Source organism: Bacillus sp. V2I10 (assembly GCF_030817055.1).
Lineage (GTDB): Bacteria > Bacillota > Bacilli > Bacillales > Bacillaceae > Bacillus_P.
In genome coordinates, this window is sequence record NZ_JAUSYV010000001.1 from 539,885 (window position 1) to 555,142 (window position 15,258).

Annotated in this window: 15 protein-coding genes; 12 read left to right on the top strand and 3 right to left on the bottom strand. The window is 42.1% G+C overall.

The window, feature by feature from the left end:
• The first annotated feature begins 27 nt into the window (after positions 1 to 27).
• The 7 genes from fsa to QFZ72_RS02925 all read left to right on the top strand — a co-directional run bounded on the left by fsa (position 28) and on the right by QFZ72_RS02925 (position 6,847).
• Positions 28 to 672 (top strand): fructose-6-phosphate aldolase, encoded by a 645-nt coding sequence (gene fsa, locus QFZ72_RS02895; protein WP_307429157.1) that lies wholly within the window; start codon positions 28 to 30, stop codon positions 670 to 672.
• 510 nt (positions 673 to 1,182) lie between these two features.
• Positions 1,183 to 2,472 (top strand): UDP-N-acetylglucosamine 1-carboxyvinyltransferase, encoded by a 1,290-nt coding sequence (locus QFZ72_RS02900; RefSeq protein WP_307429160.1) that lies wholly within the window; start codon positions 1,183 to 1,185, stop codon positions 2,470 to 2,472.
• A 147-nt stretch (positions 2,473 to 2,619) separates the two neighbouring features.
• A complete protein-coding gene (gene glpX, locus QFZ72_RS02905) occupies positions 2,620 to 3,582 on the top strand; it encodes a class II fructose-bisphosphatase (protein WP_307429162.1) in 963 nt (320 codons plus the stop codon).
• A gap of 305 nt (positions 3,583 to 3,887) precedes the next feature.
• A complete protein-coding gene (gene rho, locus QFZ72_RS02910) occupies positions 3,888 to 5,171 on the top strand; it encodes a transcription termination factor Rho (protein WP_307429165.1) in 1,284 nt (427 codons plus the stop codon).
• Positions 5,172 to 5,304: 133 nt separating this feature from the next.
• Entirely contained in the window at positions 5,305 to 5,505 is a 201-nt protein-coding gene (rpmE, locus tag QFZ72_RS02915) for a 50S ribosomal protein L31 (RefSeq protein ID WP_029283312.1), read from the top strand.
• 229 nt (positions 5,506 to 5,734) lie between these two features.
• Positions 5,735 to 6,352, top strand: a complete 618-nt coding sequence (locus QFZ72_RS02920; protein ID WP_307429168.1) for a thymidine kinase — start codon at positions 5,735 to 5,737, stop codon at positions 6,350 to 6,352.
• An 84-nt stretch (positions 6,353 to 6,436) separates the two neighbouring features.
• Positions 6,437 to 6,847, top strand: a complete 411-nt coding sequence (locus QFZ72_RS02925; RefSeq protein ID WP_307429170.1) for a hypothetical protein — start codon at positions 6,437 to 6,439, stop codon at positions 6,845 to 6,847.
• Between the two features lie 34 nt (positions 6,848 to 6,881).
• Here the strand turns inward: QFZ72_RS02925 and QFZ72_RS02930 are convergent, their stop codons facing one another.
• A complete protein-coding gene (locus QFZ72_RS02930; protein WP_307429173.1) occupies positions 6,882 to 7,400 on the bottom strand; it encodes a MerR family transcriptional regulator in 519 nt (172 codons plus the stop codon).
• 128 nt (positions 7,401 to 7,528) lie between these two features.
• Positions 7,529 to 7,942 (bottom strand): SMU1112c/YaeR family gloxylase I-like metalloprotein, encoded by a 414-nt coding sequence (gene gloA2, locus QFZ72_RS02935; protein ID WP_307429176.1) that lies wholly within the window; start codon positions 7,940 to 7,942, stop codon positions 7,529 to 7,531.
• A 244-nt stretch (positions 7,943 to 8,186) separates the two neighbouring features.
• On the opposite strand from gloA2, the gene prfA reads away from it, so the two are divergent.
• Both prfA and prmC read left to right on the top strand, forming a co-directional pair.
• Complete coding sequence (gene prfA / locus QFZ72_RS02940; protein WP_307429178.1) at positions 8,187 to 9,257, top strand: peptide chain release factor 1; 1,071 nt, start codon at positions 8,187 to 8,189, stop codon at positions 9,255 to 9,257.
• Between the two features lie 5 nt (positions 9,258 to 9,262).
• The gene (gene prmC / locus QFZ72_RS02945) at positions 9,263 to 10,129 is read left to right on the top strand and encodes a peptide chain release factor N(5)-glutamine methyltransferase (protein ID WP_307439562.1); all 867 of its coding nucleotides are present in this window, start codon (positions 9,263 to 9,265) and stop codon (positions 10,127 to 10,129) included.
• On the opposite strand, the gene QFZ72_RS02950 is transcribed toward prmC, so the two are convergent.
• Positions 10,123 to 11,118: a nuclease-related domain-containing protein gene (locus QFZ72_RS02950; RefSeq protein WP_307429181.1), complete on the bottom strand. Its 996-nt coding sequence runs from the start codon at positions 11,116 to 11,118 to the stop codon at positions 10,123 to 10,125. The two genes, prmC and QFZ72_RS02950, sit on opposite strands and share 7 nt — an antisense overlap.
• A 1,573-nt stretch (positions 11,119 to 12,691) precedes the next feature.
• On the opposite strand from QFZ72_RS02950, the gene spoIIR reads away from it, so the two are divergent.
• The 3 genes from spoIIR to QFZ72_RS02965 all read left to right on the top strand — a co-directional run bounded on the left by spoIIR (position 12,692) and on the right by QFZ72_RS02965 (position 15,228).
• Complete coding sequence (gene spoIIR, locus QFZ72_RS02955; protein WP_307429184.1) at positions 12,692 to 13,363, top strand: stage II sporulation protein R; 672 nt, start codon at positions 12,692 to 12,694, stop codon at positions 13,361 to 13,363.
• Between the two features lie 217 nt (positions 13,364 to 13,580).
• Positions 13,581 to 14,024: a hypothetical protein gene (locus tag QFZ72_RS02960; protein WP_307429187.1), complete on the top strand. Its 444-nt coding sequence runs from the start codon at positions 13,581 to 13,583 to the stop codon at positions 14,022 to 14,024.
• Between the two features lie 163 nt (positions 14,025 to 14,187).
• Positions 14,188 to 15,228, top strand: coding sequence for an L-threonylcarbamoyladenylate synthase (locus tag QFZ72_RS02965; protein WP_307429189.1), 1,041 nt, complete (start codon positions 14,188 to 14,190; stop codon positions 15,226 to 15,228).
• The last annotated feature ends 30 nt before the right edge of the window (positions 15,229 to 15,258 follow it).

Here is a 15,258-nt window from a genome sequence, read left to right on the forward strand (position 1 = left end):
TTTCTGATATCTTAGGAGGATGGCAGAATGTTATTTTTCATTGATACAGCAAATGTCGAAGAAATTAAAGAAGCACAGTCTCTCGGAATTTTATCAGGTGTTACAACGAATCCGAGTTTAGTAGCAAAAGAAAATGCATCCTTTCATGATCGCCTAAGAGAGATCACAGCAATCGTCTCAGGTTCAGTCAGTGCAGAAGTTATTTCCTTAAAAGCAGAGGAAATGATTGAAGAGGGCAAGGAGCTTGCTGAGATTGCACCGAACATCACAGTGAAAGTTCCAATGACGCCAGACGGCTTGAAGGCTGTCAAAGCATTAACAGACCTTGGCATTAAAACGAATGTTACGCTGATTTTTAATGCAAATCAGGCATTGCTTGCTGCAAGAGCCGGTGCTACATATGTATCACCATTTCTCGGCAGATTGGATGACATCGGACAAAATGGCATGGAGCTGATTTCTACAATCGCGCAAATGTTTGATATTCACGGAATCGAATCTCAAATCATTGCAGCATCCATCAGACATCCAATGCACGTGACAGATGCAGCTCTGCACGGTGCACATATTGCCACAATTCCATTCAACGTCATTAATCAGCTTTGCAAGCATCCTTTAACAGATCAAGGAATCGAAAAGTTTTTAGCAGACTGGAATAATCGTAAACAATAGATTGCAATGACTATAGATTAAATGAATGGCAAGCATAAGTGCTTGCCATTTGTCTCTTAAATTAAGAACCTTCCATTCGCTTATTATTTGCCCCTGCCAAATGACCTCTTCATTAAATTAATGGTATCTAAAAAAATTTCATATGTCATAATGAATAAAAGAAAAAAAACTTGAACTTGTATTCTTTGCCGCATTAATGGAAAATATTTGTTGAAAAGAGATCTTTTCCTGTTTCTCATTCATTTTCTGGTCGTGCAGGCTAGTTCTTTTTGAAGTTTTAGGAAAGTAAAAACGTTTTGGCTTCGATGTCTAGCTCCATCGCCCAACTCCTCGGCCAGAACGGCTCTGCCAGTAAAGGCAAAAAGCGCCTTTTCTGTCGGATCCTTATCTGTATGTCGGAGCTAAACGGGCGCTTGCGCTTTTCGCAATTAAGAACCACCATTTTAATCTCATAACACGATGGCTTTTAGCTTGAGCAAAAAGCCAACTTCTCTGAGAAAGGAGACTATCATGGAAAAGTTAAAAATAGCAGGCGGATATCCTTTAAAAGGAACGGTTAATATAAGCGGTGCCAAAAACAGTGCGGTTGCGTTAATACCCGCTACCATCCTCGCGCAATCACCCGTGACGATTGAAGGTTTACCCGATATTTCGGATGTACATATTTTGAAAGGGCTTCTCGAAGAGATAGGAGGGACAGCTGAATTTAAGGATAACGAAATGTATGTGAATCCGGCAGAGATGATCTCCATGCCTCTTCCAAGCGGGAAGGTCAAAAAGCTGCGCGCTTCCTATTATTTAATGGGTGCAATGCTTGGACGTTTTAAAAAGGCAGTTATCGGTTTGCCTGGAGGATGCCACCTTGGCCCGCGTCCAATTGATCAGCATATTAAAGGTTTCGAAGCTTTAGGGGCACAGGTAACAAATGAACAAGGTGCTATCTATTTGCGCGCTGAGGAATTAAAAGGTGCACGAATCTATTTGGACGTTGTAAGTGTAGGTGCAACCATTAATATTATGCTTGCTGCTGTGCTTGCAAAAGGACAGACGATTATTGAGAATGCGGCGAAAGAGCCGGAGATTATTGATGTTGCTACGCTTTTATCCAGCATGGGTGCAAGAATAAAAGGCGCAGGTACAGATGTCATCCGCATTGATGGTGTTGAAAGTCTTCATGGCTGCAGACACTCGATTATTCCGGACAGAATTGAAGCTGGGACGTATATGATTATCGGGGCAGCAATGGGTCAGGAAGTGCTGATTGATAATGTGATTCCGCTTCACCTTGAATCTCTCATTGCAAAATTCAGAGAGATGGGTATCCACGTTGAAACAAATAATGATCAGATCTGGATTGTCGGCGGTCAGAAGGAACTAAAAGCGGTAGATATTAAAACGCTTGTTTATCCAGGTTTCCCGACAGATCTGCAGCAGCCTTTTACATCCTTGTTAACGAAGTCTACTGGGACAAGCGTTGTGACAGATACAATCTATTCTGCACGCTTTAAGCATATTGATGAATTGCGCCGGATGGGAGCAAAGATTAAGGTGGAAGGCAGATCAGCGATTGTGTCAGGACCAACAAAGCTTCAAGGCGCCAAAGTAAAAGCGAGCGATCTTCGCGCAGGAGCCGCATTGGTAGCAGCGGGTTTGATTGCAGAAGGAGTGACAGAGGTCACGGGTCTCGAGCACATTGACCGCGGCTACAGCCAGCTTGAAGAAAAGCTGACAAGCCTCGGGGCAACAATTTGGCGTGAAAAGCTGACAGAGCAGGAAATTGAGCAGCTGCAAAGCTCATAAATAAAAGCTGTTTTCACAGAGATAGTTGCTCCGTATTTAATTTTCTCGTATATATCGTGCTCTTTTTCCGATAAAAATAACAATAATTATGAAAAGAGCTTAAATAAATAAAAATGACAACAGGGGATACATGAGGAGGAACGAACGATGGAGAGAAGTTTATCGATGGAACTAGTTCGCGTAACGGAGGCAGCAGCACTTGCTTCTGCACGCTGGATGGGAAGAGGCAAAAAAGATGAAGCTGATGATGCAGCAACATCCGCAATGAGAGACGTATTTGATACTATTCCGATGAAAGGCACAGTCGTAATCGGAGAAGGCGAGATGGACGAAGCGCCAATGCTCTACATCGGCGAAAAGCTTGGGACAGGCTATGGACCGCGTGTAGACGTTGCTGTTGATCCGCTTGAGGGTACAAATATCGTTGCATCAGGAGGCTGGAACGCACTTGCAGTCATTGCGATTGCAGACCACGGAAATCTTCTGAATGCACCGGATATGTACATGGATAAAATTGCGGTTGGACCTGAAGCAGTTGGCTGCATTGATATTAATGCTCCAATCATCGATAACTTAAAGGCTGTTGCAAAAGCGAAGAACAAAAACATAGAAGATGTCGTTGCAACGATCTTAAACCGTGAAAGACACGAGCATATCATTAAAGAGCTTCGCGAGGCGGGCGCCCGCATTAAGCTGATCAATGATGGAGACGTTGCTGGTGCGATTAATACAGCATTTGATCATACGGGTGTAGATATCCTGTTTGGATCAGGCGGCGCGCCTGAGGGCGTTCTGGCAGCAGTGGCGCTAAAATGTCTTGGGGGAGAAATCCAAGGCAAACTGCTTCCGCAAAATGATGAAGAACGCGAAAGATGCGAAAAGATGGGCCTAGACGTTAACAAGATACTTCGCATGGAAGACTTGGTGAAAGGCGAAGACGCCATTTTTGCAGCAACAGGCGTAACTGACGGGGAACTCCTTAAAGGAGTTCAGTTCAAAGCTTCTATCGGAACAACTCAATCACTGGTTATGCGTGCAAAATCAGGAACCGTTCGGTTCATTGACGGCACACACAGCTTAAGCAAAAAACCGAATCTAGTAATGAAATAACACCACAATAATGAAAAAAGCAGAGCGGCTCCGGCTGCTCCGCTTCTTTTTTTGAAGAACAAGGCGTTTCCGCTTTTCTGGCTTTATTTCAAAATCATTTCAATGTGTGAAATATATTGATTAAATTCAGCAAATAAGGTAAAACTAAAGAGTGCTGCGTAAATGAAAGATTATCTTTCACACTGCTTTTCCTACTTCAAGCCTATCTTCTATTTCTTCTCTATATCTGATCCAATTTCTAGTTTTTTCACGAATATAGATGGAAGAACCAATGTTTTTTATAATTTATAAAGTGTGGTGTTGACATGAGCGAGGTTTCAATTTCCAATCTCGAACATATGAAATTAAAAGAGTTATATGAACTTGCGCGTCATTATAAAATTTCATATTACAGTAAACTGACAAAAAAAGAATTGATCTTTGCCATTTTAAAAGCAAACGCTGAGCAAGAGGACTTATTGTTCATGGAAGGCGTTCTTGAAATTATTCAATCAGAGGGATTTGGGTTCTTAAGACCTATCAATTATTCCCCGAGTTCTGAAGATATCTATATTTCAGCTTCGCAAATCCGCCGTTTTGATTTAAGAAATGGGGACAAGGTTTCCGGTAAAGTGCGTCCGCCGAAGGAAAACGAACGCTATTACGGATTGCTTCACGTAGAGGCAGTAAATGGGGACGACCCTGAATCTGCAAAAGAGCGTGTTCATTTCCCGGCTTTGACACCGCTGTATCCGAACAGACAAATTATTCTTGAAACAAAGCCAAATGACCTTTCGACACGCATCATGGACGTGATTGCTCCCGTTGGATTTGGACAGCGCGGACTAATCGTTGCACCTCCTAAAGCTGGTAAAACGATGCTATTAAAAGAAATCGCTAACAGTGTGACAACGAATCATCCTGAAGCTGAACTGATCGTTCTTCTGATCGATGAGCGTCCTGAGGAAGTAACGGATATAGAACGTTCTGTAGCAGGCGATGTCGTGAGCTCAACATTTGATGAAGTTCCTGAGAACCATATCAAAGTCGCAGAACTTGTACTTGAACGTGCAATGCGCCTTGTCGAGCATAAGAAAGACGTTATCATTCTTATGGACAGCATCACTCGTCTTGCGCGTGCTTATAACCTTGTTATTCCGCCAAGCGGACGTACGCTGTCAGGCGGTATCGATCCTGCTGCATTTCACCGTCCGAAGCGATTTTTCGGAGCGGCAAGAAACATTGAAGAAGGCGGCAGCCTGACAATTCTTGCAACAGCTCTAGTAGATACAGGCTCACGCATGGATGATGTGATCTATGAGGAGTTTAAAGGAACGGGCAACATGGAACTTCACCTTGATCGTTCTCTTGCTGAAAAACGCATCTTCCCGGCAATCGATATCCGCCGTTCTGGAACGCGTAAAGAAGAATTGCTTATTCCTAGAGATCATCTTGAAAAGCTTTGGGCGATCCGCAAATCAATGTCAGATTCACCTGACTTTGCTGAAAAATTCCTTAAAAAATTGCGTAATTCAAAATCCAATGAAGAATTCTTCAGCATTTTAGATGCTGAATGGAAAGCGGCAGGTGTCTCGGGAAAACGATTGTAAATTTTATTCCTAACTGTTGCAAATAAATTGGAAGCTTGTTATAATTTTTTTATGTGCTTTTCCGGAAGTCAATCTTCTGGAATTGATAACTCTGTTTCGACAAACGATTCAGGGCGGAAGGAGATGAAACGGAATGAAAGCAGCTATCCATCCTAACTACAAAAAAGTTATGGTTAAATGTGCTTGTGGAAATGAATTTGAAACTGGTTCTGTAAAAGACGAGGTGCGCATCGAGGTTTGCTCTGAGTGCCATCCATTCTACACAGGACGTCAAAAATTCGCTTCTGCTGACGGTCGTGTTGATCGCTTCAACAAAAAATACGGTCTTAAATAATCATAGATTAAAGGAAACAGGCAAGATTTCTGTCTTGCCTGTTTTTTTACGCCATTTCCCGCGAATTCTTGGGAAAAACAGCCATAATAAGAGTGGAATAAGCACTTTTACATATGGATTCATACGATCCTAATAAACCGCTGCGGTTTATTTTACGATAGAAATGTGACGTCATAAAGGGCGCTCAACCATAGAAACAGGTTTAATCATGAAGGGAGAGGCCGTTTTCATGTATGTTATGAAACAAAGCGGGTGGCTTGAGGTCATCTGCGGAAGCATGTTCTCGGGGAAATCTGAAGAGCTGATCAGGAGAGTCCGCCGGGCGCAATTTGCCAAACAGCAAGTGAAGGTGTTTAAGCCTGCCATCGATAATCGCTACAGTGATGAAGAGGTTGTTTCACATAATGGGACTGCGATGATCAGTCATGCCGTTGCCTCTTCAAGTGACCTATTTAAATATATTACACCCGAAACAGACGTGATCGCTGTTGATGAGGTTCAATTTTTTGATGAAGACATCGTGGATGTCGTCACAACGCTTGCCAATCAAGGATACCGTGTGATTGCTGCAGGACTTGATCAAGATTTCAGAGGAGAGCCATTCAGCACGGTTCCAGCACTAATGGCTGTCGCTGAGCTTGTAACAAAGCTTCAGGCTGTCTGCTCTGTTTGCGGATCTCCTGCAAGCCGCACTCAAAGACTGATTAATGGCAAACCGGCATCGTACAATGATCCAATCATTCTTGTTGGTGCATCTGAATCGTACGAGCCAAGATGCCGCCATCATCATGAAGTACCCGAAAAACCTGCTAAAGCATTTCGAAGTGAGGAAACTCAGAACTTATAATACAAAACCAAAGCTGCCGATAATTTTTATCAGGCAGCTTTTTTTATGGGATAATTGGGCACCTTAAAAATGGAGGTGTTCATAATGAAAGTTGTATGGATGGTCATTATATTGCTTTTACTGGGAGCATGCTCAAATCCCAGCGGGCAGTCCGAAATTCAGCCTGAGTCGCATAAAGGCAGTGAGCTGAAGCAAACAGGGGAAGGTGTATCAAATGAACGCGGAACAACGGAACAGAACCCCAATTTTTTAAATCTGTCAAAAAACCGCGAGCAAAACGAAGATGAAATGGATAAGCTTCAAGAAGCGATCCGGAATGACAAGTCTCTTAAAATCGACAACGTCACGATGAATGGAAACACAATTTGGGTGGATGTAGCATCTGATTCAGAACTCACAGAAGATGAAAAACAAAAGAAGCAGGCAGAGCTTCAAACAAAAATGCAGAATATCATTCCGCGCTACGATATTAAAGTGAATCTAGAAACAAAATAAAAAACTCGTTTCTGAGTAAACGAGTTTTTTTATGCTAGAAACTGAAGATGGAGCTGATAAAATTTCTGCGCTTTTGTTTTTTAGGTGTTTTGATATGATCAAAAACAAGAGCATGCTCGATAGGATGCTTGTCTTTTTGTTTTTCGAAACTTTCAATCTTAGCTTCGAGTTCAGTAATTCGTTCATTTAATTCCTCAATTTCCCTGCGATGCTGCAAAAGCTGGTAAGAGACAACACTGTCTGCTTTGCTGTTTACTTTTTGACCAAGCTCAGCAATCTTTTGCAATAGTTCATCAAAATCAGTGCCGGATTCAGCTGCTTCTGTTTTCACTATCCCTATTCTTGGAGGTTTCTTTTCCGTAACCTTCACTTCATGAAAAAGGATACCCTGATTTAATTGGTCTTTAATATCTCTTAAGGTATTAATATCTTCATCTGTAAACAAATAATGGCCTAGCTCATTCCGTTCCATCTGCAAATTCAGCTGCTTTACCCAGCGCTGTACGGTTTTCGGCGACACACCCAATAACTTCGCGACCTGGCTTGTATTCATCTATTTTCCCCCTATCTTAATCGATCCGAAACATACAAAACACGATAATCAACATGTTCGATAAGGGGAAGATGCATCCCTTCTATGCAGACAAAAGAAGAATGGATTCGTCAAAGAAAGTGCAGATTTTACGAATTGTGACTTACTGTTTCGACGGGATCCTCATATAATTCCAGCGGCAATCCATCTGGATCCTGGAAAAAGGTGAAGAGCCTCTTTGTGAAGGGATCGACCCGGATCGGCTCTGTTTCGATTCCCAGTTCATTCAAATGACTCACTGTCTCATGAATATTTTCAATAGAAAAAGCCAGATGTCTAAGGCCAGCTGCTTCTGAACGTGAAGGACGCTCCGGGGGCGATGGGAAAGAGAACAGCTCAATTTGAGTATGATCTCCAACAGCCAGATCCAATTTATAAGAATCCCTTTCAGCACGGTAAAATTTATGGATAATTTCAAATCCGAGCTTATTGACATAAAAGTCCTTCGACAAGGCATAATCGGTACAAATAACGGCAACATGATGCACTTTTCTTATTTTCATTTTTCTTCCTTTCTGGAGTTTCAAGAATATAGAAAATTTTGCGCTTCGATAGCAAGCTGATTCGCCCGACTCCTCGGCCAGAACGGATCCGCATGTAAAAGCAAAAAGCGCCTTTCTGGCGAATCCTTATCTGTCTGCATGCGCTAAACGGGCGCTTGCGCTTTTCTTGGTCAATTTGCTTTTGACGCTTGGCTTAACCTATACTATAATTATAACGTTATGGACGAAAATTGAGGTGAATAACGTGTTAGATCGCTTACAATCCGTAGAAGACCGCTACGAAAAATTAAATGGGCTGCTGATGGATCCTGATATTATCAACGATTCTAAGAAGCTTCGTGAATATTCAAAAGAACAATCTGACCTGCAGGAAACTGTTGAAGTATACCGTGAATATAAATCTGTGAAAGAACAGATCGATGACGCAAAAATGATGCTTGATGACAAGCTTGACGCAGATATGCGCGAAATGGTGAAAGAAGAGCTTTCTGAGCTTCAGGCACAGGAAAAAGGGCTCTCTGAACGTTTGAAAATCCTTCTTGTTCCAAAAGACCCGAACGATGACAAAAACGTAATCATGGAGATTCGCGGTGCAGCAGGCGGAGACGAGGCAGCCTTATTTGCGGGCGATCTTTACCGCATGTACAGCCGTTTTGCTGAAGCACAAGGCTGGAAAACAGAAGTGATGGAAGCAAACTCAACAGGAGTCGGCGGCTACAAAGAGATCATTTTCATGATAAACGGAAGAGGCGCATTCTCGAAGCTGAAATACGAGAATGGGGCACACCGTGTACAGCGCGTTCCTGAAACAGAATCAGGCGGAAGAATCCATACTTCAACAGCTACCGTTGCATGTTTGCCGGAAGCAGAAGAAGTAGAGATTGAGATCCATGAAAAAGACATTCGTGTAGATACATTCACATCAAGCGGACCGGGCGGACAAAGTGTAAACACGACAATGTCAGCTGTTCGCTTAACGCATCTTCCAACAGGAACGGTCGTTTCATGTCAGGATGAAAAATCCCAGATCAAGAACAAAGAAAAAGCAATGAAAGTATTGCGCGCACGCGTTTATGATAAATTTCAGCGAGAAGCACAGGCTGAATACGACCAAACCCGCAAGCTTGCTGTCGGTACAGGTGACCGATCAGAACGGATCCGCACGTATAACTTCCCGCAAAACCGTGTAACAGACCACCGCATTGGCCTGACGATCCAAAAGCTTGACCAGATTCTGCAAGGGAAACTTGATGAGTTTGTCGATGCTCTTATCGTTGAAGATCAATCGAGCAGACTTGATCAGGCAGACCAGTAAGCATGATTAAGATATACGAAGCCCTGAAGTGGGCTTCTTCTTTTTTGGCAGAAGCAGAACGGGACCACAATGCGGGAGAGCTCCTTTTGCGCCATCACCTGAATATGAGCCGTGCAGAGATGCTGGCTAACCTTAGAACCGATCTTCCTGACGGAGTCTGGGAAAGCTTTAAAACAGATGTAAACCGTCATGCTGAAGGAATACCAGTTCAGCATATGATCGGATCAGAAGAATTTTACGGCCGTTCGTTTATGGTCAACAAAGAAGTCCTTATACCGCGCCCGGAAACCGAGGAGCTTGTAGAAGGAATCTTATTAAAAGCAAAAAACTTGTTTAACGGATATTCTTCAGTAGAAGCAGCAGATATCGGGACGGGCAGCGGTGCCATTGCCATTTCCCTTGCTTTAGAAAATCCGATGTTCAAGTTGTGTGCGGTCGACATTGCACCCGAATCACTTGAAGTCGCTCAGCTGAATGCAAAAAATCTTGGAGCAGAAGTCCAGTTTTTACACGGAGATCTGTTATCCCCGATATTAAATAGCGGCAAGAAGCTTGATGTCGTCGTGTCTAATCCGCCTTACATCCCGGATGCTGACATTTTGGAGCTTTCTCCAGTTGTGAAGGACCATGAACCGCTTCGCGCACTGGCAGGCGGTGTGGACGGACTCGATTTTTACCGCAGACTCGCCGCAGAAATTCCGCTCGTCATCAGCGATCGCGCCCTGATCGCATTTGAAGTTGGAGCCGGACAAGGCGAAGATGTAAAAGCTCTGCTGCTGGACAAGCTGCCGCATGCAGAAGCAGAAATAAAATACGATATAAATGGCAAAGATCGCATGGTATTTGCTGTAGTGAACGGAACGTCTCAATGATGAGGCGTTTTTGTTGTGTTTGAAGGGATGAGATGGTATTTGCGGTGGCGGTAGGAGCCTGTGGTTTCGACCTTTAACTGTTTCAGCAGATATGCAGCAGAGGAAACAGACGTGATTTTTAGAAATTTGCGTAATTCTTGATTGGTGATGGTAGCGGAAATTAGAAGACAATAATCATCTAATGCTGCCACATGGGCATTCTTATTCGAGGTTTTGCAACTTGAACAGGTCCAGGAACCGTTTACTCGTAGCATCTCAAGGTTATTACAATTCGGGCATTGAATCCCTCTTAGGAGATCTTTTTCCTGTAATTGAAAGTGAGACAGTATATCTGGATTATGAGGCGAATGAAGTTTTAATAGCAATCGGGAAAGTTTATTTATCTCTCTGGTACTTAGCACATCATCTTTTACACGTTGATTGATTTGTTCAACTTTTGAGTGAAGCTGTGAAGCATGTATCACTTTTCTTGTTACTTCGTCTGAATATGCTGGAATCGATTTAATGAGGGTTACAGGATTACTGATAACAATTAGTGGATAGATAGGGAGCGAGGGGAAATGATTAGAAATTAACCATTGATGCAAATGCTTTTTCTGCCGTTTTACTTGTGTTATAGGATCCGGAAATGCTTCTTCTTTACCATTCAAAGCCCTGATCAGTTGGTGAAATTTTTGATCAAAGCACAATGTTCCATTCATATTTTTTATTTCAAGAATGACAAGATAGTTGCTTGTCAGTAATAAAATATCTATTTGAAAATACTCATTATTACAATGTTGGAGTCTAATATCATGAAAAATAAAAAATCTCTTTTCATCCAATGAATTTAGATAGTAGTCAATTGACTTTTCGCCTCTATATCCTGCTCGAATTTTAGCATATTCCTCCTCAATTTTACTTCTCTTTAGGTGGTTTGAAGGTAATCTTCTAAGAAGTGCCTCTAGTTTTCTTAATTTAATTGGTATCTGCCGTTCCTTTTTAATCAATGGAATGCTCCTTTTATTTTAGTCTGCTTTTTATTTCTGCAGCAGGGCTTGGAATCCTTCTTCTTCTGCAAATTAGGATTTTCATAGAGGGAAATTTAACTTTTCTATATGTGAATTATTAATATATCCGACATTCACCGTCCATTTTCACTTAAAAATTAGTTTTTTCTAAATAACATTGGCTAATTAATCATAGATGCAGCTAAAAATATTAAAGAAATCAACTGCATCGGGTATCAAAATCGATGAGAAGTGCCCAACTCGTAAAAAGCGCCTTTCAATTAGCAAAAACCCATCTCCAATTCGCAGGAATTACGATTCAACTCGCAAAAACAGACAACCAACTCACAAACCTTGATTTCGCACGAAAAAACCAAATAAAAATGCCAGTTACTAGCTGCCGTTGGCCATTATATCGTAGATGCAGCTAAAAATATTAAAGAAATCAACTGCATCGGGTATCAGAATCGGATGAGAAGTGCCCAACTCGTAAAAAGCGCCTTTCAATTAGCAAAAACCCGTCTCCAATTCGCAGAAACTACGATTCAACTCGCAAAAACAGACATCCAACTCACAAACCTTGATTTCACACGAAAAAAACAAATAAAAATGCCAGTTACAAGCTGCTGTTGGCCATTTTATCGTAGATGCAGCTAAAGATATTAAGGAAATCCAGCTGAATTGGGTTTCCGGACGGGATCTGAGGCACCCAACTCGCAGAAACCACCATCCAATTAGCAAAAACTCGTCTTCATTTCGCAGAAACAACGATTCAACTCGCAAAAACAGACATCCAACTCACAAACCTTGATTTCACACGAAAATGCCAGTTACTAGCTGCCGTTGGCCATTTTATCGTAGATGCAGCTAAAGATATTAAGTAAATCCAGCTGCATTGGGTTTTCAGACGGGGTCTGAGGCACCCAACTCGCAGAAACCACCATCCAATTAGCAAAAAACCATCTCCAATTCGCAGAAACTACGATTCAACTCGCAAAAACAGACATCCAACTCACAAACCTTGATTTCACACGAAAAAACCACATAAAAATGCCAGTTACTAGCTGCCGTTGGCCATTATATCGTAGATGCAGCTAAAGATATTAAGGAAATTCAGCTGAATTGAGTTTCAGACGGGATCCGAAGCACCCAATTCGCAGAAACCGCCATCCAATTAACAAAATTCCATCTCCAATTCGCAGAAACTACGATTCAACTCGCAAAAACAGACATCCAACTCACAAACCTTGATTTCGCACGAAAAAAACACATAAAAATGCCAGTTACTAGCTGCCGTTGGCCATTATATCGTAGATGCAGCTAAAGATATTAAGGAAATCCAGCTGCATTAGGTTTCAGAACGGGATCCGAAGCACCCAACTCGCAGAAACCGCCATCCAATTAACAAAAATCCATCTTCAATTCGCGGGAAATACGATTCAATTCACAAAAATGGCCTTCCAACTCGCAATCAGGTTATCCAGCAAAAAAATAGATTACTAGAAAACAAAAAACTAGTTTAAGAATCTAAATCCCTGTCCATACTGTTTCCTAGAAGGGGATGGTGAGGGAAATGAAGAAACAGCATATCGCATTTATCTATATTTTATTATTATTACTTGGTGCAATAATGAACGTATATAAAGAACCGCTTTCGGCTGGTGCCGAGCAGCAGGGATCGGAACCGGTTGTGATTCCGGAAGAGGCGATTCGTCTCCGCATTTTGGCCAACAGCGATTCTGATGAGGATCAGGCTTTAAAGCGCAAAATTCGCGACGAAGTTAATAAAGAGATTACGGTGTGGGTGGAGAAGCTCACTTCGATAGAGGCGGCACGTGAACTAATTCAGTCAAGACTTCCTGAGATTGAGAAAATTGTTCAGTCTGTTTTAGTGAAAGAGAACAAGGAGCAGGAATTCAGCGTTGATTTTGATAATGTCAGTTTTCCGACAAAGATGTATGGCAGCTATATTTACCCGGCAGGTGACTATGAGGCAATTCTGATCACGCTCGGCGAAGGGAAAGGCGCCAACTGGTGGTGCGTGCTGTTTCCGCCGCTTTGCTTCCTTGATTTTTCTAACGGACAGGCTGTCCAGGCAGCGGAGATCGAAGAAGAGGACAAAAGTGCAGAGGCTGAAAAAACGTCCGAAGAGCTTAGTGCTCTAATTGTAGATGAAGAAGAAGAAAAAGAAGAAGTAGAAGTCAAATTCTTTCTGGTTGAATGGTTTTCGAACTTATTCTCATGATGGACTTAAGGGAAAACCTTGAGTCTTTCTTTTTTTCTAGTATTAAGAAATTATAAAAATTTGCGCTTTGATGTCTAGCGAAAGCGCCTAACTCCTCTGCCGGATTCTTATCTGTCTTTCGGAGCTAAACGGGCGCTTCCGCTTTTCTTATTATTGAGTGCATAAAAGTCATTCCCCATCATAGATTTGAAGTAGAAAAGGAAAACGGGGTGAAATGATGTACTATCAATTGCGGATTGCAGAGAAAAAAGATGTACAAGCTATAAAATCATTTATCGAAAAAGCGGGTTTGATCTCTGAAGGAATAGAGGACATTGCCGAATACTTTGTCGTAATGGAAAGTGATGAAAATACAATCGTTGCAAGCTTGGGAATTGAACCTGTGAATGGAGACGGTTTGCTGCGTTCCCTTGTCGTTTCTGAAAATATAAATCAGGCACATCTTCTTTCCTTATTTGAAAGTATCCATGCATTAGGAAAAGAAAAGGGGCTTCTCGGAAGCTACCTCGTCACTAATAAGAAAAGTTCAATCGAATTTCTTACGCTCATTGGTTTTCAGTCAGTGGAACAAAACGAGATTCCTGAGCACTTATTAAATTCGGCTCATTTTAAAGAATCATTGGAAAAAGAACATGCCGTTGTGATGGTAAAAACCTCCTGATGTGGATATATCCACACAGTTATCCACTGTTTCGCAAGCTTTATCCACAAAATGTGGATAAAGCTTGTTTTATTTGGGGTCATCTTTTATACTTTCATGAGGAATGGAAGAATAGGTCGGGAAATACAAAGTTATTCACATGTTAGACAGGAGAGTTATAAGAATGGAAACAAAAGTTTGGATTGTGGATAATTTAAAGGATTTATCCTTAAGTTATCCACAAATTGCACAGGCGGCAGCCAAATTAAGAGAGAATGAGGTTGTGGCTTTCCCAACAGAGACCGTATATGGCCTTGGCGCTAACGCTAAATCGGATCTCGCTGTGGGTAAGATTTATGAAGCAAAAGGAAGGCCGAGCGATAATCCACTGATTGTCCACATTGCGACAAAAGAACAGCTGCATGAAATTGCAGCTGAAGTGCCTGTTTATGTGGAAAAGTTAATCGATGTTTTGTGGCCGGGCCCGATTACATTTGTCTTGCCGAAGAAACCCGGGCTGTCTGATCGCGTAACAGCAGGACTTGATACGGTAGCAGTAAGAATGCCTGATCATCCGTTGGCACTTGCCATTATCAAAGAAACAGACCTGCCGATTGCTGCACCAAGTGCGAATCTTTCTGGAAAGCCAAGCCCTACACGCGCTGCTCATGTATACGATGATTTAAACGGCAGAATTGCCGGCATTATGGACGGAGGCGCAACTGGTGTAGGTGTGGAATCTACTGTCTTAGACTGCACTCAGCAGATTCCGGTCATTTTAAGACCGGGCGGAGTGACGCAGGAACAGCTTGAAAGCCTAATTGGAAAAGTTGAAATGGATCAGGCATTAATAGAGGAAGGGCATACTCCAAAGTCGCCTGGAATGAAATATACCCACTATGCACCGAAAGCACCATTAACGATTGTTGAAGGCTCTTTATCTTTTTTTCAAAAAACAATTGATGCCGCAAGAAGAGAAGGGAAAAAAGTAGGTGTGCTTGCAACAAAAGAAAAAGCAGAAATCTATCAGGCCGACACTGTTTTAGTTTGCGGAAGCAGAGAGGACATGCAGACAGTTGCAGCCGGACTCTACGATGTGCTGCGTGAATTCGACGCGGCGGAAGTAGATTGTATTTACAGTGAAAGTTTTTCAAATAAAGGTGTCGGGCAAGCTGTGATGAACCGTTTACTGAAGGCTGCAGGACAGCAGATTGTGAAGGAATAAGAGACTTAGAAGATGTTCTAAGAAAACTCG